General features: G+C 53.4%; 16 protein-coding genes. 11 read left to right on the top strand and 5 right to left on the bottom strand.

The window, feature by feature from the left end; translation table 11 throughout:
* Positions 1-73 precede the first annotated feature (73 nt).
* From EPIR_RS13600 to aroP, 3 genes are all read right to left on the bottom strand, one after another.
* Positions 74-3118 carry a dermonecrotic toxin domain-containing protein gene (locus EPIR_RS13600; RefSeq protein ID WP_023656020.1) on the bottom strand — a complete coding sequence of 1015 codons (3045 nt, stop codon included), beginning with the start codon at positions 3116-3118 and terminating at the stop codon, positions 74-76.
* 585 nt (positions 3119-3703) lie between these two features.
* Positions 3704-4645, bottom strand: coding sequence for an omptin family outer membrane protease (locus EPIR_RS13595; protein WP_048697642.1), 942 nt, complete (start codon positions 4643-4645; stop codon positions 3704-3706).
* Positions 4646-5421: 776 nt separating this feature from the next.
* Positions 5422-6777: an aromatic amino acid transporter AroP gene (gene aroP / locus EPIR_RS13585; protein WP_023656016.1), complete on the bottom strand. Its 1356-nt coding sequence runs from the start codon at positions 6775-6777 to the stop codon at positions 5422-5424.
* 556 nt (positions 6778-7333) lie between these two features.
* Between aroP and pdhR the strand changes: the two genes are divergently transcribed.
* The 8 genes from pdhR (at position 7334) to EPIR_RS13545 (ending at position 16776) form a co-directional block, all read left to right on the top strand.
* The gene (pdhR, locus tag EPIR_RS13580) at positions 7334-8098 is read left to right on the top strand and encodes a pyruvate dehydrogenase complex transcriptional repressor PdhR (RefSeq protein ID WP_048697707.1); all 765 of its coding nucleotides are present in this window, start codon (positions 7334-7336) and stop codon (positions 8096-8098) included.
* 144 nt (positions 8099-8242) lie between these two features.
* The gene (aceE, locus tag EPIR_RS13575) at positions 8243-10906 is read left to right on the top strand and encodes a pyruvate dehydrogenase (acetyl-transferring), homodimeric type (RefSeq protein ID WP_023656014.1); all 2664 of its coding nucleotides are present in this window, start codon (positions 8243-8245) and stop codon (positions 10904-10906) included.
* A gap of 14 nt (positions 10907-10920) precedes the next feature.
* Positions 10921-12519: a pyruvate dehydrogenase complex dihydrolipoyllysine-residue acetyltransferase gene (aceF, locus tag EPIR_RS13570; protein ID WP_023656013.1), complete on the top strand. Its 1599-nt coding sequence runs from the start codon at positions 10921-10923 to the stop codon at positions 12517-12519.
* Positions 12520-12685: 166 nt separating this feature from the next.
* Positions 12686-14113: a dihydrolipoyl dehydrogenase gene (lpdA, locus tag EPIR_RS13565; protein WP_023656012.1), complete on the top strand. Its 1428-nt coding sequence runs from the start codon at positions 12686-12688 to the stop codon at positions 14111-14113.
* A 106-nt stretch (positions 14114-14219) separates the two neighbouring features.
* On the top strand, positions 14220-14924 hold the full coding sequence (locus tag EPIR_RS13560) for an SDR family NAD(P)-dependent oxidoreductase (protein WP_023656011.1): 705 nt from the start codon (positions 14220-14222) through the stop codon (positions 14922-14924).
* A 13-nt stretch (positions 14925-14937) separates the two neighbouring features.
* Positions 14938-15612: an energy-coupling factor ABC transporter ATP-binding protein gene (locus EPIR_RS13555; protein WP_023656010.1), complete on the top strand. Its 675-nt coding sequence runs from the start codon at positions 14938-14940 to the stop codon at positions 15610-15612.
* Positions 15609-16226: an energy-coupling factor transporter transmembrane component T family protein gene (locus tag EPIR_RS13550; RefSeq protein ID WP_048697636.1), complete on the top strand. Its 618-nt coding sequence runs from the start codon at positions 15609-15611 to the stop codon at positions 16224-16226. The genes EPIR_RS13555 and EPIR_RS13550 overlap by 4 nt, the downstream gene beginning before the upstream one ends.
* Complete coding sequence (locus EPIR_RS13545; protein WP_023656009.1) at positions 16165-16776, top strand: biotin transporter BioY; 612 nt, start codon at positions 16165-16167, stop codon at positions 16774-16776. Before EPIR_RS13550 ends, EPIR_RS13545 begins: the two co-directional genes overlap by 62 nt.
* Positions 16777-16816: 40 nt before the next feature.
* On the opposite strand, the gene EPIR_RS13540 is transcribed toward EPIR_RS13545, so the two are convergent.
* Positions 16817-17803, bottom strand: a complete 987-nt coding sequence (locus EPIR_RS13540; RefSeq protein WP_023656008.1) for a zinc-dependent alcohol dehydrogenase family protein — start codon at positions 17801-17803, stop codon at positions 16817-16819.
* 46 nt (positions 17804-17849) lie between these two features.
* On the opposite strand from EPIR_RS13540, the gene EPIR_RS13535 reads away from it, so the two are divergent.
* Genes EPIR_RS13535 through EPIR_RS13525 form a run of 3 tightly spaced genes read left to right on the top strand, consistent with a single transcriptional unit; the run spans position 17850 to position 20945 of the window.
* A complete protein-coding gene (locus EPIR_RS13535) occupies positions 17850-18284 on the top strand; it encodes an acyl-CoA thioesterase (protein ID WP_023656007.1) in 435 nt (144 codons plus the stop codon).
* Entirely contained in the window at positions 18284-19786 is a 1503-nt protein-coding gene (locus tag EPIR_RS13530) for a class I adenylate-forming enzyme family protein (RefSeq protein ID WP_023656006.1), read from the top strand. Before EPIR_RS13535 ends, EPIR_RS13530 begins: the two co-directional genes overlap by 1 nt.
* The gene (locus EPIR_RS13525; protein WP_023656005.1) at positions 19749-20945 is read left to right on the top strand and encodes a thiolase family protein; all 1197 of its coding nucleotides are present in this window, start codon (positions 19749-19751) and stop codon (positions 20943-20945) included. Before EPIR_RS13530 ends, EPIR_RS13525 begins: the two co-directional genes overlap by 38 nt.
* 1 nt (position 20946) lies before the next feature.
* Here EPIR_RS13525 and EPIR_RS13520 read toward each other — a convergent pair whose 3' ends face one another.
* Positions 20947-21729, bottom strand: coding sequence for an enoyl-CoA hydratase/isomerase family protein (locus tag EPIR_RS13520; RefSeq protein WP_023656004.1), 783 nt, complete (start codon positions 21727-21729; stop codon positions 20947-20949).
* Positions 21730-21983 lie beyond the last annotated feature (254 nt).

The raw sequence follows: 21983 nt of genomic DNA, 5'->3' as shown, positions 1-21983 counted from the left end.
CGGACATGCTGTGGTTTCGCGGCTGATGGATAAATACTGGCGTAACGGCTTTATGCCAGTCGGCGGACTGTGCTCACGGGTACAGTTTGGATGATGCATTTTTAGCAGAATGTTCTGCCGAGGCGATAAATATTAAACCAAGATAACGGTATTTATCGGCATCACCGGCATTATCTTCATCAGCCTCTCTTTTGGTCTTTTTATTATTATTCATATTTGCCAGTCGTTTAATATGAGCGACGAAGGTATCAGCATTATCCATTATCAGGTTGGACTTTAGCATTGGGGTGGTCTTTATGATATTTAATCCAGATTCGCTATCAATAAGCTGGTCTATACCAAATGCCCGATAGGCTTCACGCATGAACTTGTTAAAGTGAATATTATTTTTTATATCGCCACTTTCTATTTTGTCGTTTATTTTTCGACGCAGTGCGCGGGTGTTACCGGGTAGGAATATTTCTTCGTGTATTTCGTTATAACAGATATCTAAAGTGTCAGATGCCAGGTGGGATGCTTCATGAAGAATAGTGGAGTCCAGGTAGTTAACGTTCATCGCCATAATAGAACTACCCGCTGTGTTATTCTCTACGGTGGAGTCAAGCATAATAAATATCCTGCGTAACGGGTCTTCCACAAATGTGAAAGCCAGTGGTATACGTTTAAGATGGTTTTGGTCTTCAATCCTGCTACGGGAATGAACCGGGGCGAACTCGTCCGTAATACGCCTTGTAGAGACAATAACTATATTATCGTACTCTTTTATTTCAGATTCACTAAGAAAATCACGGGCAAGCCGTAGCTGTTCTTTAAGTCTGAATATAGCTTCGCTGAGTGTTTTGTCATTGTGAGAGTTAAGAGACATGGCAAGGTACTCCTTTATCTCTTTTTCATAAGAAATATCATGAACCCTGCTTATGGCGATAGCCAGATTCTCCTTTGCGGATGCAAAAGCCACTCTGTATTTTTTGCGGGCAAGTTTTATGTAAGAAGGCAGGGTTGTATCGTCACCTAAACCGCAAAAAAAATCATATGGATAACCCTGTAAATCATGGCTTATATAGTTATTCAAGTCCCTGTTCAGAGTCAATATATCTTCAGTAAATGCCGTTTTTCTTATCGGTAAGAACGCGTCAATCGCTCTGATACGCTCGATTTCTTCAGCTGACAAACCACGAGCAGTTGTGGGTTCATGATAAATATATCTGACATCCTCGAATACCGACAGTCCATTTCTACTCGTTCTTTTATGGAGTGTTTCGAATGCCGTTTTCTCATCCACTTTTTTTATCGATCCTATAAACTCATATCCTTCCATATCAGGAAAGGATATGACCTTATCCAAAAATATCATCATGAGAATATTGACGGCATCGTTTTTTATATTGCTCCATTCCTGCATTTTCTCTTTATAGGTGACGGCGCTAATCATATGCCCAATATGCACGGCGAGGGATAAAAAAGGTGATATCGGGTTGGGGATAATATTTGATGCGTCTATCGCCTCTTCCCACATCTGAAGAGAGACTCTGGCATCTGATTTTACCTGTAACTTGAGATCAGACAGTGCTTTATCCGTTATGCCTTTGAGGTGTTCAGCAAAGAAAAGTGTGGATGAAACCGGGGCTGATATTGTCATAATTCTGTCAAGGTAACTGCTGTCGTTATTAAGGGTGTTCAGCCAGGTATCAATGCCCTTGTAAATAAGGCCATCCTGTCTGTTAGCAAAGCTAAAGTGAGAGGCTATCTCCGCCCGACCCGCTTGCGTTCCACAGGCATTGACTACCCACCTGCGCAGCTCAAAATCATCTCTGAAGGAGATAAGTTTAGTCTTACTTTTGGGGAAGTAGAGAGTGACCCGGCAAGTGTGACGGTTTTTAAAGACAAAAGCGTTCGCGGCGGTATATCCGTTGATAGCAAAAAGTCTGGCGGTGACGTTATTATCTTCTGTCAAACCCACTGCGCTGAGAATATCCCCGGCTGATTCATTATCCAGCTGGCTGCTATCCAGGTGATGGATAAATTTGATAAAAAGATGTTTGATCTGTTCATCTTTGTGGCTGTAGCGCTCTACCAGTTTTTCTTTAGCATAACCATAAAAATCAATACTCCATACCAGATCGGCAAATTTGGTGGCGTCGATATTTATTCTGTCGGCAAAATCAAACTTATCGCTATGGTTCTGTAAATATGAGGCATCATAGATGGCACTGATCGCATCTACCCATACATAGTTATCCCAGAAGTCACTGTCGAAATTGGTAAAAAGACATTGCGTAAGCGTTTTCTTTGATAACGGCTCAAAAAAAGTAATTTTACCAGCGTTATTACCCTGTTCCTTGAAGTGTACAAAGTAAGTCTCGTCAGGGTTAATATTTAAATGAAAGCGCTGCTTTATTTTCTCTTGCAGAAGAGTGGCGGCGATATTTTTCAGTGACGGGAATTTTTTATAATAATTTTCATAATTCTGAGCCAGTGCTTCCCGTGCTGATTCCATAAAATCGATATGCTGTTTTGGGTTTGACTGGGGTTCAGGCTCCGGGAATTTTTCGTTGGTCGTCGCAATAATTCTCTGCTTTTGCTTGTGCTGAACAGGGACTCGCAAAACAGCAGCCTCTGCCATCGGGATTTTTAACGGGTCATAATAATTGATAAATCCGTCTGTCTGATACAAGCAGCCGGTTATCAGGTTGAGTAGCCCGGTTATACCGTTATTAACCCTTTTTGCTGTAGTGGCTGACAGCGGCGAGATTGATATGATTTTATCATGTGGATCCTGCAACGACGGGGTGGATTTTTCCCGCTGGGCGCTTCGTGCACCCTCTGTGCGTATCCTGCACCGGGGGGGAGCCTGCCAGTGCGGGCAGTGGTCGTGATGCGGGTGAGGATAAACCGCTGAAGTCAGGTTGGTTTTGTTGCCAGAGATGACGCGGTTACCCTGACTCTGGAACGACAGGGGGGTTGAAGAGAGGTAATGCAGCCCTAACCGACATAAATTCTGGCGGGTGGTATTGCCGCTGTGCAGCCCGGGCTGGTTCGCCAGCTGTTTAACGAATTCATCCTGTGTTTTCTGGCTGCTATATTCGTACCCGTGCTGCTGATTTGCTGGGGTTTTCATATTTTTTCCATTAATTAGTGGGGGGATGTATTTGATATGTTATCTTTTTTACTAAAAATAGTTTGAAAATATGCCCGCTCTGTGGGTGGTTAGTGGATGCCGTTATTTGTTTTAAGTCTTTTTACATAATGGTTGACCTAATTTTATTTTCATTCGCAAGAGTGATTGAAATGGATTTTAAGATTCGATGGCTTGGCGGTGAATAACGTGATGCCAGTGTTTTAGATTAGGGGTTAATACATAACTGAAAAGGAATGGCTAGCGATATTTTTTATAAAAAACAATCTTATTTTCATCATTTCTTGTGGGTTTATTTAAATTTTAAATCCCTTGATGGTAGATTTCTAATAACGACGTTTCTTAAGTGATGCCGGGCCATAAAATAACTATAAATTGAATATTATGCGGGCTTGGTTGAGTGGGCGTAAATAATTACATTCCAGCGCTTGCCTATATTATTGCGAAATATCGGGTGCGGGATTTTAAGCTGGCATGACTCATTATTAAACAGAAACCGGCTGGTGGTAGGTAGCGAACTGTGCAATGACATCAGAGAAGCCGGACCGGCAGTCCGGCTGAATAGTATCAGAAAGTGTATTTCAGGCCGATCGAGGTCATAAAACTAGAGTTCTCAATGCCTCTGCTGAAATCATCTACAACTGTAGTGCCTTCGGGACGATTATCGGTGATTCTGTTTCCAATTTTGTTGGTTGTGCGGTTCCAGATTCCTTCCAGGTAAAGCATCGCGTTGGGGGTTACGTAGTAACCGGCGTTTGCCGCCAGAGAGTAGTATTTCTGACTATTAACCTTACCTGTGCTTGTATGTTCCTGAAAGTAACTTTCTTCGCGGTCATTAGATTGTACCCAGCCACTATACTTGAAGGTGGCGCCGAACTCGAAACGTTGGTAGCGATAGCTCCCTGTCAGGCCAACGTAAGGTATTTTAGACCGCTGCTTATAGCCATTTAAAGCGACGTCGTGCACGGGGTTGTAAACCGGGAGGCCTGTATCTTGATCAATATAGCCAGTAAAGTTACCAAACGATGTAAAGCTGTAGCGGCTCTCCTGATAACCAGCCATAACGCCCAGGCGGTAATCAGGTTCGTTTAGCAGCCATCCTTTAATATTAAGATCGAACTGGTTGGCGTAGTTTAAGGGGGTCGGATTATCATATTCAGTGGCCAACTGCCCCACTCTGGCATCTTCCTGAAGGCTACTATGCCTATTACCACCACGGCTGGCGATAGTCGTCCAGCCCGCAGCGCCAACGGATACCCACGGCATAAGATCCCAGTCAAGTGAACCTTTTAGAATGGCCGCATTGTTGTATTTCCAGTTGGCCTGATAGATCTTTTGTCCACCAATTTGTGGATCGTAAACGTGCATTTTGCTCTCGCCGCTCAGGCTCCCTAATCCCATATCCACACTGACTTTCTCAGGGGTAAAAAAGGCGTTTTCCGCATTTGCCACTGCGGTGAAAGCCATCGGTGCGAAAAGCACTATCGCCCTTATTTTTAATCGCATCATCATTTATCCTCATCACCCAGTAGCAATTACTTACTTATCAATCGGGATCTGAGCTGCGTTGATATCTGAACCGTCGTGGCCAGGAATGAAAAGATAAAGAACAGTAGGAATTATCCTTTCGTCACTGATATACCGACGTATCGGGATATAACACGCGAGCGACAGAACCTGAATTTCAATTTAAACAGGTTACTTAACGCCGCATTCTGCTGCATCGGACATCAAACCGATATACAGCAATACTTGCAGGCAAGACAACAGAGCCAGCCATGATGGTCCTTTAAGTTTAAAGGAGGAGTGATAATTTATTGATGTTTTAATAAGCAGAGAATAGCGGATTAGTTCATTCTTTAGCGGTTTTTTTTTATAAATATAGATATGCATCACAAAAAATATTCAGCAATGAGTATTTATAAGGTAAGTTTTGGGATATGGCATGACGTGTGATTATGCAGACGATTATGCAGACAAGAGGTAAGTGATTAACAACAATCTATCAATAGATGGCCGCATGTTTATAGAAATAAATCTGTTAAGTGAGTACCGTTATTTTCCGTAAGTTATATTGTTATTTTATGCGGTTTTTTCTTATTTGTCTCTGTAAGATGAATATGGAAAATATCACCGTTAAAGCGAAGAATAAAAAAATTAAAGGCTTACGCGACCACCACAATCCGCTTCAGAGATTCTTAATTTAATGCATTTAAAGCCTTCAATCTGGCATCGATTAGGAATCCGGCCAGCGGGGCTGGCCGGATCAGAAGCGGGCGTGATGATTAAGCGCGCTGGGTGCGGGTTTTAACCCAGTAACCTACCGCAAGGATCAGCACCCATACTGGGATCAGCCAGACGGAGATAGCCATACCCGGCGTGATGGCCATCAGCACCAGAATCGCCGCCATAAACAGCAGGCAGAGCCAGTTACCTAACGGATAGAACAGCGCCGGGAAGCGGGTATTTATCCCCTGGTGGTCTTTCTTACGGCGAAATTTCATATGTGCCAGGCTGATCATGGCCCAGTTGATGACCAGAGCTGATACCACCAGCGCCATCAGTAGACCAAAGGCCTCGCCCGGCATCAGGTAGTTGAGCAGCACGCAGAAGGCGGTAGCAACGGCAGAGAAGAAAATGGATACCACCGGGACGCCGCGACGGTCGACTTTCAGCAGGGCTTTGGGGGCGTTGCCCTGCTGCGCGAGGCCAAACAGCATGCGGCTGTTACAGTAAACGCAGCTGTTATACACCGACAGCGCGGCGGTGAGGATCACCACGTTCAGGGCGTTAGCTACCAGCGCATCACCCAGTTCGTGGAAGATCAGCACGAACGGGCTGGTATCGGCGGTGACCCGCGTCCACGGCATCAGTGAAAGCAGCACGGTCAGCGAGCCAACATAGAAAATCAGGATGCGGTAAATCACTTGATTAGTGGCTTTGGGGATGCTGGTTTCCGGGTTATCCGCTTCGGCTGCGGTAATTCCGACCAGCTCCAGGCCGCCGAATGAGAACATAATGATCGCCATCATCATCACCAACCCGGTAAATCCATGAGGCAGGAAGCCGCCGTGTTGCCACAGGTTACGCACGGTAGCCTGTGGCCCACCGTGACCGCTAAACAGCAGCCAGCAGCCGAACAGGATCATGGCGACCACCGCCACCACTTTAATAATGGCGAACCAGAACTCCATCTCGCCAAAAACCTTCACGTTAGTCAGGTTGATGGCGTTGATCAGCACGAAGAAGGCGGCAGCAGACATCCAGGTGGGGATTTCCGGGTACCAGAATTGAATATATTTACCTACGGCGGTCAGTTCAGCCATCGCCACCAGCACATACAGCACCCAGTAGTTCCAGCCAGAGGCGAAACCGGCAAAGTTACCCCAGTACTTGTAGGCGAAGTGGCTAAAGCTACCGGCGACCGGCTCTTCCACCACCATTTCGCCCAGCTGGCGCATAATCAGGAAGGCAATAAATCCAGCGAGGGCATAGCCAAGTATGACGCCGGGGCCTGCGGATTGGATGACCGAGGCGCTACCGAGAAAGAGTCCTGTTCCGACGGCTCCCCCCAACGCAATCAGCTGGATATGGCGATTTTTTAAGCCGCGCTTCAGCGTGTCGGCCTGCTGTTGTTCCATAGAAACCTCTTTCTTATTAGTGCCTGTGTCAGGCTTTCAATCTCTGCCATGCTAAAGCCGCAGAGTTATTAGCTGTGCTTTTCATCCTGATGTTGCAATGTATCGAAATCTTTACGTCTCTGATAAGCAAAATATCGGTCAGAAGCTATCCCAGCGCAGAGAATAGTGGTAAGGGCCGGCTAATGCACCCGGTTTCGCATTATATGAGTAAGGTTGCGTAAAAAAACAGCGTGTGTATCAGATAACACGACCTCCTTCTTTTGTCACAAATCCACCAGAATGACGAATAATATTCTCTTATGACGCACCGCGATTTTTGCACTAACTCGCTGCCTCGATTCAAAAAAACGATCTTATGTAACAACTTTAGATCACGGCTTTTTATCCACTTGAGATAACGGTAACAGGATGCCTGAGCGCCGCCAGGGTATGAGAGCAAGGTCTGGTTTCCACGGGTTACCATATGGACATCAGGTGAATACTTTGTTAGTTTACTGGCACCTTTTTGAAATTGGTATGACCAATTTACTTCGGCTAATCGTATAGAGAAGGGATGATGGCCTACAGCAAGATCCGCCAACCAAAGCTCTCTGATGCTATTGAGCAACAGCTTGAGTCCCTGATTATGGAAGGGACGCTGCGTCCCGGAGAAAAGCTGCTGCCCGAGCGTGAGCTGGCATTGCAGTTTGACGTCTCCCGTCCATCACTGCGTGAAGCTATTCAGCGTCTGGAAGCGAAGGGGCTACTATTACGCCGTCAGGGCGGTGGCACTTTCGTGCAGAAGAGTCTGTGGAAAAGTCTTAGTGACCCGCTGGCTGAATTACTGGCCAGCCATTCTGAATCCCAGTTTGACCTGTTAGAAACGCGTCACGCGTTGGAAGGCATTGCTGCCTATTACGCCGCGCTGCGCGGCACTGATGAAGATCTGGCACGTATTCGCGACTGTCATTTTCAGATTCAAACCGCCCAGCAAAATGGCGATCTGGATGCGGAAGCGGATGCCGTGATGCAGTATCAGATTGCTGTCACAGAAGCGGCACATAATGTCGTGCTGCTGCATTTATTGCGTAGCATGGGACCGATGCTGGAACTGAACGTCAGGCAGAACTTTGAAATGCTCTACGCGCGCCGTGAAACCCTGGCGCGGGTTAGCGAACATCGCGCCAGTATTTTCACGGCGATTGTGGCACGCGAGCCGGAAAAGGCGCGTGAAGCTTCACACCGCCATCTGGCGTTTATCGAGGAAGTATTGCTGGACAGAAGTCGGGAGCAAAGTCGTAGAGAACGCTCCTTGCGCCGTTTGCAGCAACGTAAGGACTAACGCGTAGATATAACGCGGCGCGTACCCGAAAACGGTATGTGACTCACCAAGAACCTGTCTCTCTGTGCTTTATCGCAAACAAGAGCACAGAGAGACAGGTTCCAGACAATTTAACGAAATTAGACACAGATAAGGAATACCCCCATGTCAGAACGTTTAAACAATGACGTGGATCCGATTGAAACTCGCGACTGGTTAGAAGCGATCGAGTCGGTCATCCGTGAAGAAGGTGTTGAGCGTGCGCAGTATCTGATCGACCAGGTATTGAGCGGAGCACGTAAAGGTGGCGTTAATGTGGCTGCCGGTACGTCCGCCAGTAACTACATCAACTCTATTGCCGTTGAAGATGAGCCGGAGTATCCTGGCAACGCTTCTTTAGAGCGCCGTATCCGTTCCGCTATCCGCTGGAATGCGATCATGACCGTTCTGCGTGCGTCGAAAAAAGATCTGGAACTGGGTGGTCATATGTCCTCCTTCCAGTCTTCTGCCACCGTGTATGAAGTGTGCTTTAACCACTTCTTCCGTGCGCGCACCGAAAAAGACGGCGGCGATCTGGTGTACTTCCAGGGCCATATCTCTCCGGGCGTATACGCTCGTGCCTTCCTTGAAGGCCGTCTGACCGAAGACCAGCTGAACAACTTCCGTCAGGAAGTGCACGGTAAAGGCCTCTCCTCTTACCCGCATCCTAAACTGATGCCTGACTTCTGGCAGTTCCCGACCGTTTCTATGGGCCTTGGCCCACTGGGGGCTATCTATCAGGCTAAATTCCTGAAATATCTGGAACACCGTGGCCTGAAAGACACTTCTGCGCAGACCGTTTACGCCTTCCTCGGCGACGGCGAGATGGATGAACCGGAATCCAAAGGGGCGATCACCATCGCCACCCGTGAAAAACTGGATAACCTGGTGTTCATCATCAACTGTAACCTACAGCGCCTGGACGGTCCGGTCACCGGTAACGGCAAGATCATCAACGAACTGGACGGCATCTTTGGTGGCGCCGGTTGGGAAGTGATCAAAGTGATCTGGGGCGGTCGTTGGGACGAGCTGCTGCGCAAAGATACCAGCGGCAAACTGATCCAGCTGATGAACGAAACCGTTGACGGTGACTACCAGACCTTCAAATCGAAAAGCGGTGCCTACGTGCGTGAGCACTTCTTCGGTCGCTATCCGGAAACCGCCGAGCTGGTGAAAGATATGACCGACGACGAGATCTGGTCACTGAACCGTGGCGGTCACGATCCGAAGAAAATCTACGCCGCGCTGAAAAAAGCGCAGGACACCAAAGGTAAGCCGGTGGTGATCCTCGCGCATACCGTGAAAGGTTACGGTATGGGTGAAACCGCCGAGGGCAAAAACATTGCCCACCAGGTGAAGAAAATGAACATGGATGGCGTACGCTACATCCGCGATCGTTTCAACGTGCCGGTTGACGATGCCAACATCGAAAAACTGCCGTATGTGACCTTCGAAAAAGGGTCAGACGAGCATAACTATCTGCACGGTCAGCGCGAAAAACTGGGCGGTTACCTGCCAACGCGCGAAGCGAAATTCAGCGAGAAGCTGGAAATGCCGGCGCTGGAGGATTTCCGCCAGCTGCTGGATGAGCAGAACAAAGAGATCTCAACCACTATCGCCTTCGTGCGCGCCCTGAACGTGATGCTGAAGAACCCATCGATCAAAGATCGCCTGGTGCCAATCATTGCCGACGAAGCGCGTACCTTCGGGATGGAAGGCCTGTTCCGTCAGATCGGTATTTACAGCCCGAACGGCCAGCAGTACACCCCGCAGGACCGTGAGCAGGTTGCTTATTATAAAGAAGATGAGAAAGGTCAGATCCTACAGGAAGGGATCAACGAACTGGGGGCAGGCGCATCCTGGCTGGCGGCGGCAACGTCTTACAGCACCAACAATCTGCCAATGATCCCATTCTATATCTACTACTCGATGTTCGGCTTCCAGCGTATCGGCGATCTGTGCTGGGCAGCGGGTGACCAGCAGGCGCGCGGCTTCCTGGTCGGCGGCACCTCCGGTCGTACCACCCTGAACGGTGAAGGCTTGCAGCATGAAGATGGCCACAGCCACATTCAGTCGCTGACTATCCCGAACTGTATCTCCTACGATCCGGCCTACGCCTATGAAGTGGCGGTTATCATGCACGATGGCCTGGTGCGTATGTACGGTGAAGCGCAGGAAAACGTTTACTACTACATCACCACGCTGAACGAAAACTACCATATGCCTGCTATGCCGGCCGGTGCAGAAGAGGGTATCCGTAAGGGTATCTACAAGCTGGACACGATTGAAGGTAGCAAAGGCAAAGTACAGCTACTGGGTTCAGGCTCTATTCTGCGTCACGTCCGTGAAGCGGCAGAGATTCTGGCGAAAGACTATGGCGTCGGTTCTGACGTGTACAGCGTGACGTCGTTCACCGAACTGGCGCGTGACGGTCAGGATTGTGAGCGCTGGAATATGCTGCACCCAACCGAGGAAGCCCGCGTACCGTACATCGCTCAGGTGATGAATGATGCGCCTGCCGTGGCATCTACCGACTACATGAAGCTGTTTGCCGAGCAGGTGCGCAGCTTTATTCCGGCCAGCGATTATCGCGTACTGGGTACTGACGGTTTCGGTCGTTCAGACAGTCGTGAAAATCTGCGTCACCACTTCGAAGTGGACGCGTCTTACGTAGTGGTTGCAGCGCTGGGTGAACTGGCTAAACGTGGCGAAATCGATAAGAAAGTCGTTGCTGAAGCGATCGCCAGATTCGACATCGATGCTGATAAAGTTAACCCGCGTCTGGCATAAGAGGTAATAGAGTAATGGCTATCGAAATTAATGTTCCTGATATCGGGGCAGACGAAGTTGAAGTCACCGAGATCCTGGTCAAGGTTGGCGACACGGTAGAAGTTGAGCAGTCAATACTGGTGGTTGAAGGCGACAAAGCTTCAATGGAAGTGCCTTCGCCGCAGGCTGGCGTGGTGAAAGAGATCAAAATCGCCACCGGCGACCGGGTTGAAACCGGTAAACTGGTTATGATCTTCGAAGCGGCTGGCGATGCGCCAGCACCGGCTGCCGCGCAAGAGAAGCAGGAAGCGGCTCCGGCCGCGCCTGCTGCGGCCCCGGCGGCTGCCAGCGCGGCAAAAGAAGTGAACGTACCGGATATCGGCGGCGATGAAGTTGAAGTCACCGAGATCATGGTGAAAGTCGGCGACAAAGTGGAAGCCGAGCAGTCAATCCTCACCGTTGAAGGCGACAAAGCCTCAATGGAAGTACCTGCACCTTTCGCCGGTACGGTTAAAGAGATCAAAATCAGCGCAGGCGATAAAGTCAGCACCGGTTCTCTGGTGATGGTCTTTGACGTCGAGGGCGCGGCTCCAGCCGCTGCTCCGGCGGCTAAGAGTGAAGCGCCAGCGCCAGCTGCGGCTAAGCAGGAAGAAAAAGCCGCTCCGGCAGCGGCTCCTGCTAAAGCAGAAGCGAAGTCTGAATTTGCTGAAAACGACGCCTACGTGCACGCCACCCCGGTTATCCGCCGTCTGGCGCGTGAATTCGGCGTTAACCTGGCGAAGGTCAAGGGCACCGGACGTAAATCACGTATTCTGAAAGAAGACGTGCAGAGCTACGTGAAAGACGCGGTGAACCGCGCCGAAGCCCCGGCGCCTGCCGGTGGCGGAATGCCGGGCATGCTGCCGTGGCCGAAAATCGACTACAGCAAGTTTGGTGAAGTTGAAGAAGTGGAGCTGGGCCGCATTCAGAAAATCTCTGGTGCTAACCTGAGCCGTAACTGGGTGATGATCCCGCACGTTACCCACTTCGACAAAACCGATATCACCGATCTGGAAGCGTTCCGCAAACAGCAGAATGCCGAAGCAGAGAAGCGTAAGCTGGACGTGAAGTTCACCCCGGTGGTGTTCATCATGAAAGCCGTTGCCGCTGCGCTTGAGCAGATGCCGCGCTTTAACAGCTCGCTGTCCGAAGATGCGCAGAAACTGACGCTGAAAAAATACATCAACATCGGCGTGGCGGTTGATACGCCAAATGGCCTGGTGGTTCCGGTATTCAAAGACGTCAACAAAAAAGGGATTGTTGAGCTGTCGCGTGAACTGACCGCCATCTCCAAAAAAGCGCGTGATGGCAAACTGACCGCCGGCGAAATGCAGGGCGGTTGCTTCACCATCTCCAGCATTGGCGGCCTGGGCACCACCCACTTTGCGCCAATCGTTAACGCGCCGGAAGTGGCTATCCTCGGCGTATCCAAGTCGGCGATGGAGCCGGTGTGGAATGGTAAAGAGTTTATGCCGCGTCTGATGATGCCGATTTCACTCTCCTTCGACCACCGGGTGATCGACGGTGCGGATGGTGCGCGCTTCATAACCATCATTAATAACACCCTGGCCGACATCCGCCGTCTGGTGATGTAGGACCATTGATTAAGGCCGGCGTAAGCCGGCCTTGTTGTAAAGATTCGTGGCACCGTGGTTTGCAGTTTATTAACAATTCTGTAAACTCTTGCGGTGAACGCGTCCCGGTGGATGAAGGACGTTGAATTAAAGTCTGACCCGCCGGACTATCAATTAAGAGGTCATGATGAGTACAGAAATTAAAACTCAGGTCGTGGTACTTGGGGCAGGTCCTGCAGGCTACTCTGCGGCATTCCGTGCAGCTGATTTAGGTCTGGAGACCGTTATCGTTGAGCGCTACAGCACCCTGGGCGGTGTTTGTCTGAATGTTGGCTGTATCCCTTCTAAAGCCTTGCTGCACGTTGCCAAAGTGATTGAAGAAGCGAAAGCGCTGGAAGCACACGGCATTGTCTTCGGCAAGCCGCAGACTGACGTTGATAAAATTCGCGGCTGGAAAGAGAAAGTTATCTCTCAGCTGACCGGCGGTTTGGCCGGAATGGCGAAAGGCCGTAAGGTGAACGTGGTTAACGGGCTCGGTAAATTCACCGCCGCCAACACGCTGGAAGTGACCGCAGAAGATGGTTCGAAAACCACCATCACTTTCGACAATGCGATTATCGCTGCCGGTTCACGTCCGATTGAACTGCCGTTTATTCCGCACGAAGACCCACGCGTTTGGGATTCCACCGATGCGCTGGAGCTGAAAGAAGTGCCAGAGCGCCTGCTGGTGATGGGCGGCGGCATTATCGGCCTGGAAATGGGAACCGTTTATCACGCGCTGGGTTCACAGATCGACGTGGTAGAGATGTTTGATCAGGTGATCCCTGCTGCGGATAAAGACGTGGTGAAAGTCTTCACCAAACGTATTTCCAAGCAGTTCAACCTGATGCTGGAAACCAAAGTGACTGCCGTTGAAGCGAAAGAAGACGGTATCTATGTCACGATGGAAGGCAAAAAAGCGCCGTCAGAGCCACAGCGATACGACGCGGTGCTGGTCGCCATTGGCCGTGTACCAAACGGTAAAGGTCTGGACGCGGGCAAAGCCGGTGTTGAAGTGGACGACCGTGGCTTTATCCGCGTGGATAAGCAGATGCGTACCAACGTGCCGCACATTTTCGCCATCGGCGATATCGTCGGTCAGCCAATGCTGGCGCACAAAGGCGTGCATGAAGGCCACGTAGCGGCAGAAGTGATCTCCGGTAAGAAACACTACTTCGATCCGAAAGTGATCCCATCCATCGCCTACACCGAGCCAGAAGTTGCCTGGGTTGGTCTGACCGAGAAAGAAGCGAAAGAGAAGGGCATCAGCTATGAAACGTCCACCTTCCCGTGGGCAGCTTCAGGTCGCGCTATCGCTTCCGACTGTGCAGACGGCATGACCAAGCTTATCTTCGACAAAACCACGCACCGTATTATCGGTGGTGCGATTGTCGGCACCAACGGCGGCGAACTGCTGGGTGAAATCGGTCTGGCCATCGAAATGGGCTGTGATGCGGAAGATATCGCACTGACCATCCACGCGCACCCAACCCTGCATGAATCGGTTGGCCTGGCGGCGGAAATCTTCGAAGGCAGCATTACCGACCTGCCGAACCCGAAAGCGAAAAAGAAATAACTCGCGATTGGCGTAGAAAATAACGGCTCCAGCGGGGGCCGTTTTGCATTTCTGCGGCAAAATAGCGTATCTTTGCAGCCTTTGAATAGCGATTGAAAGGCGCGTTGTGTCCGAGAAAGTTGCCCTGATCACCGGTGCCTCCCGTGGTATCGGTCACCATCTTGCCCGCCATTTTTATGCGCAGGGCTACCACCTGATTTTAGTGGCGCGTGATGCGCAGCGGCTGGCGGCATTGACCGCTACCTTTGATGCGCAGCGCGTGCAGACGCTGGCGCTGGATCTCTGTGATTATCCGGCGGCGGCACGACAGCTTCAGCAGGCGCTGGCAGCGCATCAGCAGCTTGATGTGCTGATCAACGCCGCCGGGATTTTCCGCCCGGGTTCAACGCAAACCCCGCTGGCCGACTTCAGCGCGCTGCTGGCGACCAACGTCACCGCCATCCACCACCTTTGCCAGCTGTGTACCCCGTGGCTGCTGCAATCGTCTGAAGGCCGCATCTTTAACCTTGCATCAGTTAGCGGCGTTCAGCCTTATGGTAGCGTTGCCAGCTATGCCGCCAGCAAACATGCGCTGGTGGGCTACAGCCGCTCCATTGCCCGCGAGCTGGGCGCGCAGGGGATTAAGGTCACCACTCTGTGCCCGGACGTGGTGGATACCGATATGGCACAGGGTAGCGGCCTGGAAACGCACGAGATGCTGAGCACCGCCGATATCTGTCGCGCCGTCGATTTTGTCATGTCGCTGTCGCCGGCGGCGGTGGTCGATCTGTTGACCATCGGGCGTCAGCCGCGCCCGCGTCAACCCGTCTGACTCAGGAGCTTTCATGCTGGAACTACAGGGAGTATCTCACGCGTTCGGTGAGCGTCAGGTACTCAACAACATCAATTTACAACTGACTGAAAAGCGCATCGGCATCGTCGGCAGCAATGGCTGCGGCAAAAGTACCTTTGCCCGGTTGCTGAACGGCCTGCTGCTGCCGAAGCAGGGCGAGGTGCTGGTTGATGGCCTGAATACCCGCCAGCACGGCAAAGCGGTGCGGCGTAAAGTGGGGTTTGTGTTTCAGAACCCGGATAATCAGATTGTTTTTCCGCTGGTGGAAGAGGATCTGGCTTTCGGCATGAAGAATCTCGGGCTGTCGAAAGCGACGATCCGCGAACGCACCGACGCCGCGCTGGCGCGCTACGATATGCAGGATCTGCGTCAGCACCCGGCACACCTGCTAAGCGGTGGACAAAAGCAGCTGCTGGCGATTTCGGGGGTGCTGGTGATGGAGCCGCAATATATCGTGTTTGACGAACCGACCACGCTGCTCGATCTGCGCAACAAGCGCCGCATTGCCGAAGCGATTGCCGGACTGGAGCAAACCGCTATCGTGGTGTCGCACGATCTGGACTTCTTACAGGATTTTGACCGCGTGCTGGTATTTGATGGCGGTCAGGTGGTGGCAGATGATCTCCCCGCCGTGGCGCTGAATGCCTATATCAGGATGATGTCATGACGGTGAGTGATTACCTGCCGGGAGATTCAGCGATCCACCGCCTGCCGCCGGGGATCAAGATCATGGCGCTGGCGGCGCTGGGCACGCTACTGTTTATTTTTCCCCGGCTGGAATTTGCCGTTGCTGCACTGCTGGTCATCGTGCTGTTTTATCCGCTGGCGCATATTCCCGTGCGCACCCTGCTGCTGCAACTCAAGCCGCTGTTGTGGCTATTGCTGCTGCTGTTTGCCGTGCAGTGGTGGATGGTGAGCTGGCAGTCCGGCCTGCTGGTGATAGTGCGCCTGGCGGCGTTAATGCTGATGGCGGCGCTGGTAACGCTCACCACCCGCACCAGCGCGATGATTGAGGCGCTGGAAAAAGGGCTGTTCTGGTTGCGCTATATACGCATTAACCCGGCAAAAATCAGCCTGGCGTTGGCACTGGCGTTACGTTTTATCCCGGTGCTGGCGGCCATTACGGTTGACGTGCGCGAAGCGCAAAGAGCACGTGGACTGGATAACAGCATTCTGGCCGTCGCCGTGCCGGTGATTGTGCGCACCTTGAAAATGGCTGATGATATCGCCGCTGCGCTGGAAGCCCGCGCTTACGACCCGCAGCCGCAACGTAAAACCTGAGAGAGTATTTATGTCCACCAAAGATATTGTGTATATCGCGCTGTTTGCTGCGATGACGGCGGCACTGGGCCTGTTCCCGGCATTTAATCTGCCGGTAATTGGCGTGCCGATCACCGCCCAGTCAATGGGCTGCATGTTTGCCGGGGCGATTGCCGGAGCGAAACGCGGCGCGCTGGCAATGGTACTGTTTGACCTGCTGGTGGCCATCGGGCTACCGCTGCTGGCCGGAGGGCGCGGTGGGTTTGGCATCTTTATTGGCCCCAGCGGCGGCTTTATTCTCGCCTGGCCGCTGGCGGCGCTGCTGATTGGCTGGCTCTATCGCCGCAGCCTTCGTTCCCTGACGCGGGTGAAAGAGCTGCTGATTATTACGCTGGGCGGGCTGGCGCTGATCTACGCCATTGGCATCCCGTGGATTGCCGCCGTGGCGGGCATCTCCCTGAAGCAGGCGGCCGTTGCATCGTTGGGGTTCCTGCCGGGCGACCTGGTGAAAGTGGTGCTGGTGGTGGCTATCGTACGCACGGTGCGGCGCGCTTGGCCAACTCTGGAATAACGCCAATGGGACGGAGCGGATTTTTCCGCTCCGTCCATGCTTACAGCCGCAGTAAGATCTTGCCTTTCAGCGTACCCGACTTCACAGCAGCAACGGCTTTATCAATTTCCGCCAGCGCATATTCGGCGACAACCTCGGTGGCAATCACCCCGTCACGGATCAGCGCCATCACCTCATCGATTTTGTCTTGTACCACCGCCTTGTCGTGGCTGTGTACCCACATGCGCAGATGGAAATGGGAAAAACGAATGTCGGGGCGGCTGCGCCAGAAGGCTGGCGGGATTGGCTGGCCCGACAGCAGGCCATAGTGGATAAACTGCCCGCCGGGGGCCAGTGCCTGAGCCAGCGTCAGCGACTCTTCACCGCCGATACAGTCGAAGATCGCCGCCACGCCGCCGCTGCGTTGCAGAGCGGCCAGCGCCTGGGGATAATCCGGCGCACTGCTGTTCAGCAGCCGTTGGGTGGCGTAACCGGCAAACAGCCCGAGGTTTTCCGCCTTACGCACGATGGCAATCGGCTCCAGCCCCCTATGGTTGGCGATGCGGATCAGCATTTTGCCGATAGCTGAATTGGCCGCATTGATAATAATGCGCATACCGGGGGTGAAGTTCAGCTCTTCACTCAGCATCAGCAGCGCGGTCATTGGGTTGACGTAGCCGGTGGCCGCCTGACGATCGCTGACGAAATCAGGCAGGGTAAAACACCACTGTGCCTCGCTGTCTTTGTAGTTTTGCCAGGCCCCCATGCTGCCCACCGGCAGCACGCGCTGGCCGACTGCCAGCGTCGGATCGGCACTTTGGCAGATGCTTCCCACGCCTTCAAAACCCGGCACAAAGGGCAGGGCAATACGCGAGCGGTAGGCACCGGAAATAGTGATCACATCGGAAGGGTTAATGGTGGCAAAAGACATTTTTACCCGTACCTGCCCGGCGGCGAGTTCAGGCAGTTCGGCCTGTTCAAGCCGCAGGATATCTTCAATATGACCAAACTCGCGGACCATCGCTCTGGTGAATAAACTGGCTTTCATGGTATCTTTTCTTCAGTGTGACTCGGTTTACAGGTGAGCTTTTTTTATGCAGCAGCGCGACAGCGAAACGTTTCGTATCTCAATGCGGGATATTGATTTGAATGGTCATGTGCACAATTCGGTCTATTTAGATTACTTTGAAGACGCGGTGGTTAACGCCTTTCGCCGCCACCATCTGCTGCCATTATTCCGTCCACAGAGCGCTGGCGTAGCCTATCATGTGAAAAAATGTGAGGCAACGTTCCACCATCCGCTGACGGTGGATGACGAAGTGATGCCGCAGGTGGCTGTCGAAAAACTGGGCAACAGCAGCGTGATTTTCGCCATAAAACTGCTGCTGGCGGATAAAAGCACGCTTTGTGCCGAAGGGAAACTCATCTGGGTATGCGTTAATCCACGGGATAATAACCCCTGCCCGATCCCGGATAACACCCGTGCCGCATTGCGCCAGCACCTGCCATTTATTGAGGCCAGCGTCTGATGCCGGTACAGGATCGCGTGCAGCGCCATGCGGTAAATCAGCCACATAATGTTGCGCTGAATATCGATGGCGAGACGCTGAGCTGGCTTCAGCTGTGGCAAAGTTCAAACGCGCTGTATCAGCATCTTTGCCAGCTGTCGTTAGCCAAAGGCGTGGTGGCGATCGCCAGCGCCAATGATACGACCTTTCCCATTGCCTGGCTGGCGGCGACCGCGCAGCCGTTTACGGCGGCGGTTATCGATCCGCTGACGCCGGAAGATAATCTGCGCGACATATTTAATCGCCTGAAACCGGACCTGCTGCTGCTGCAACGCCAGGATCGCCGACTGATCGCGCTGGCGCAGCGGTTGGAGATCCGCTGGCTGGCGCTGGATGGCTGGCAGCATGCGCAGCCGGTCGCCGACGATAGCGCTTTCTGCGCGGAGATGCAGGCGGCAACGCCGTTTCTCATCGGCTTTACCTCCGGCACCACCAGCCTGCCAAAGGCGTTTATCCGCTCGCGTCGATCCTGGCGTTGCAGCTTTGAAAACGGTGTGGAGATCTTTCGGCTGGCGGATGCCCCATCGACGCTGTTCCCCGGCCCGCTGTCGCACGGTATCGGGCTTTACTGCCTGAATGAAACCCTTTATGCGGGCGGCTGTTTTTACAGCACCGCGCGCTGGCAGCCGCAGGCGGTGCTGATGCTATTGGCGCAGCAGCAGATTGAGCGCCTGGTGGTGGTGCCGACGATGATCGCCGGGCTGGCCGCCGCCGCCGCGCAGTCAGATTATCCCGGCTTGCGCTCTCTGCTGAGCGCCGGAGCCAAGCTGGAGCTTAATCACTGGCGTCTGGCCAGGGCGCTGTTCCCGCAGGCGGTCATGCAGGAGTATTACGGTGCCTCCGAGCTGGGCTTTGTTGCCGTTTCCACCCTCGATGATGACCATATCAGCGCATCGCTGGCCAGCGTTGGGCAGGCTTTTCCCGCGACGGAGATCGCCATCCGCAATGACGAGGGTGAATTATTGCCTGCCGGGCAGCCGGGCACTATCTGGTTGTCCAGCGAACAGATTATTGACGGCTATTTATGGGGCGATGACGACAGCGCCTTCAAAAAACGGCCGTGGGGAGCCACGGTTGCCGATATCGGTTATCTCGACGCGCAGCAGCGCCTGCATCTTATTGGCCGCCGGGGAAATATGATCCTCAGCGGTGGCAATAATATCTATCTGTCTGAAATTGAATCGGTGATTAAAAGCCTGCCCGGCGTGACTGAAGCGGTGGTGATTGCGGTCGATGATGCTTATCTGGGTAAAAAAATGGTGGCGGTGATTGAAGCCGGTGACGATGTTATCCACCAGCTGCCGCAGCAAAGTCGCCTGTTGCTGGCAAAATATAAACGTCCCCGTCACTACTATCAGATTAAATATTGGCCGCTAACGTCGAGCGGAAAAATCAAACGCGCCGAGCTGGAACAGAGGATCAAAGATGGCAGCTGCACAGAGCTTACTGAATTATCAGCCTGAGGATGACTGGCAGCCGGTGATCGTGGCTGCCTGCCGTACTCCTGTCGGCAGGGCTTATGGTTCTCTGGCCAGCATGCCGCCGGAGGCGCTGCTGGCCCCCCTGTTTAACAAGCTGTTGCCAGCAGGTATGGCGGCGATTGATGAGGTGATTATCGGCAATGCCACCGGCGGCGGCGGCAATATTGCGCGGCTGGCGGCGCTGGGGGCGGGCGTGCCGCTGACGGTTCCCGCCGTGACGGTGGACAGGCAGTGCGGCTCGGGGCTGGAAGCGGTGATCAACGCCTGCCGGCTGGTGCAGGCCAGGGCGGGAGAATGCTATCTGGCCGGCGGCGTGGAGAGCGTCAGCAACGCGCCCTGGCGGGTGGAGAAGCCTGCCACGCTAAAGCAGATGCCGCGTTTTTATCCGCGCGCACGTTTTTCGCCGGATGAGATCGGCGATCCTGACATGGGCATCGCCGCCGAAAACGTCGCGCGTCAGTACGCCATCAGCCGGGAACGGCAGGATCGTTTTGCGCTGCGCAGCCACCAGCGCGCGCTGGCCGCCGCGCAGCAGGGCGCATTCCGTGAGGAGATCGTCCCGCTTGACGTTAACCACCAGCGGGTTGAAAACGACGAGTGTCCGCGTCCTGACACCTCGCTGGAACAACTGGCGGCGTTACCGCCGGGATTTGCCGCCGATGGCTCGGTAACGGCGGGTAACTGCTGCCCGCTGAATGACGGGGCTGCGCTGCTGCTGGTGATGAGCCGACGCAGGGCGCGGGAGTGCGGCTTCACCCAGGGGCTGCTGTTTGCCGATGCCTGTAGCGCGGGCGTGGACCCGAATTTACTCGGCCTCGGCCCGGTTCCCGCCACGCAAAAACTGCTGCTGCGTCAGCCGGGCCTGACGCTGGAGAGGGTTGAGGCGATCGAATTCAATGAAGCCTTTGCCGCCCAGGTGCTGGCATCGGTAGATGCGCTCGGCATTGATGAACACAGGATCAACCCGCAGGGGGGCGCGATTGCTTTGGGGCATCCATACGGTGCTTCCGGGGCGATCATGGTGACGCGGCTGTTCAGCCAGCTGGTTAGCCAGCGGCGGAGCGAAGGCTACGGGCTGGCGATGCTGGGGATCGCTGGCGGGCTGGGGCTGAGCGCATTGTTTCAGGGCGTGCAGCTGTAAATCAGCGCCCCTGCCACTGCGCGGCGCGGCGTTCGGCAAACGCACGCAGGCTCTCCTGGTAATCCTCGCTGCGCTGTAACTGCTGCAATTCCCTGTCGCCCTGCTGACAGATATCGGCAGCCAGCGCCTGGTTCAGCAGGGCATTGCAGGCCTGTATCGCCAGCGGTGCGGCCTGGTTGAGGCGTTCAGCCAGCGCCAGCGCAGTGTCTGCCAGCCGTTCTGCATTCACCACCTGGTTAAACAAACCCAGTGCCAGCGCGCGCTGGGCCTCCATCGTCTCACCGGTCAGCAGCAGCTCACGGGCAATATTCGGCGGCAGACGCGCCGCCAGCTGGCTGATGGCCCCGCCCAGCGGCAGCAGCCCGTGGCGCACTTCCGGTAGGGCAATACGGGAGTCCTCACTGGCGACGATAAAATCGCACGCCAGCGCCATCTCCAGCCCGCCGCCAATAGCATGACCATTGAGCGCAGCAATCCAGATTTTGCGCCGTGGCAGATGCTGGAGCGGATGATAGCCGCCGCGTGAGTTACGCAGCCCCTCACCGCCGTGGGTGAACGCCTCGTGCAGATCTGCGCCGCTGCAAAACGCCTCGCCGCAACCTGTCAGGATCACCGTGCGCACCGCCGACTGCCGTTCGCACCAGGTCAGCCACTGCTCCAGTTCGCTAACCATCTGCGCATTATAGGCATTGCGCCGGGCAGGGCGATTCAGCGTCAGGCGCACCACATGTTCAGTCGGGCGATCGTACAGCACCAGCGGGGTTATTGGGTTATCGGTATTCATTACGGCTTCCGCTAAGAATGGGCAGAGAGCGTGAGAGTGTATCACGCCGTAGTCTGTAACCCGGAAAGCGCCCACGAATAAAGGCAGGGGGCGGTTAACTCCCTGCCTTATTCAAGTCCCTTCAACCCTTATGGGCGTCCGGTCAGTTGCTTAATGGCAACGATAATCAGCAAACTGACGTGCAGTATTTGCAATATCAGCAGGATTGCTCCCAGCGTTATCACTTGCATCTCCTTCATCAAGGAGAGTGCGCG

It is taken from the genome of Erwinia piriflorinigrans CFBP 5888 (assembly GCF_001050515.1).
Taxonomy (GTDB): Bacteria; Pseudomonadota; Gammaproteobacteria; order Enterobacterales; family Enterobacteriaceae; genus Erwinia; species Erwinia piriflorinigrans.
Note: the sequence above shows the minus strand (reverse complement) of the source record. Positions and strands in the feature narration are given on the sequence as shown.

Coding starts and splice junctions, on each gene's coding strand:
- EPIR_RS13600 (WP_023656020.1), bottom strand. CDS start 3,118: ATGAAAACCCCAGCAAATCAGCAGCACGGGTACGAATATAGCAGCCAG.
- EPIR_RS13595 (WP_048697642.1), bottom strand. CDS start 4,645: ATGATGCGATTAAAAATAAGGGCGATAGTGCTTTTCGCACCGATGGCT.
- aroP (WP_023656016.1), bottom strand. CDS start 6,777: ATGGAACAACAGCAGGCCGACACGCTGAAGCGCGGCTTAAAAAATCGC.
- pdhR (WP_048697707.1), top strand. CDS start 7,334: ATGGCCTACAGCAAGATCCGCCAACCAAAGCTCTCTGATGCTATTGAG.
- aceE (WP_023656014.1), top strand. CDS start 8,243: ATGTCAGAACGTTTAAACAATGACGTGGATCCGATTGAAACTCGCGAC.
- aceF (WP_023656013.1), top strand. CDS start 10,921: ATGGCTATCGAAATTAATGTTCCTGATATCGGGGCAGACGAAGTTGAA.
- lpdA (WP_023656012.1), top strand. CDS start 12,686: ATGAGTACAGAAATTAAAACTCAGGTCGTGGTACTTGGGGCAGGTCCT.
- EPIR_RS13555 (WP_023656010.1), top strand. CDS start 14,938: ATGCTGGAACTACAGGGAGTATCTCACGCGTTCGGTGAGCGTCAGGTA.
- EPIR_RS13550 (WP_048697636.1), top strand. CDS start 15,609: ATGACGGTGAGTGATTACCTGCCGGGAGATTCAGCGATCCACCGCCTG.
- EPIR_RS13545 (WP_023656009.1), top strand. CDS start 16,165: ATGATATCGCCGCTGCGCTGGAAGCCCGCGCTTACGACCCGCAGCCGC.
- EPIR_RS13540 (WP_023656008.1), bottom strand. CDS start 17,803: ATGAAAGCCAGTTTATTCACCAGAGCGATGGTCCGCGAGTTTGGTCAT.
- EPIR_RS13535 (WP_023656007.1), top strand. CDS start 17,850: ATGCAGCAGCGCGACAGCGAAACGTTTCGTATCTCAATGCGGGATATT.
- EPIR_RS13530 (WP_023656006.1), top strand. CDS start 18,284: ATGCCGGTACAGGATCGCGTGCAGCGCCATGCGGTAAATCAGCCACAT.
- EPIR_RS13525 (WP_023656005.1), top strand. CDS start 19,749: ATGGCAGCTGCACAGAGCTTACTGAATTATCAGCCTGAGGATGACTGG.
- EPIR_RS13520 (WP_023656004.1), bottom strand. CDS start 21,729: ATGAATACCGATAACCCAATAACCCCGCTGGTGCTGTACGATCGCCCG.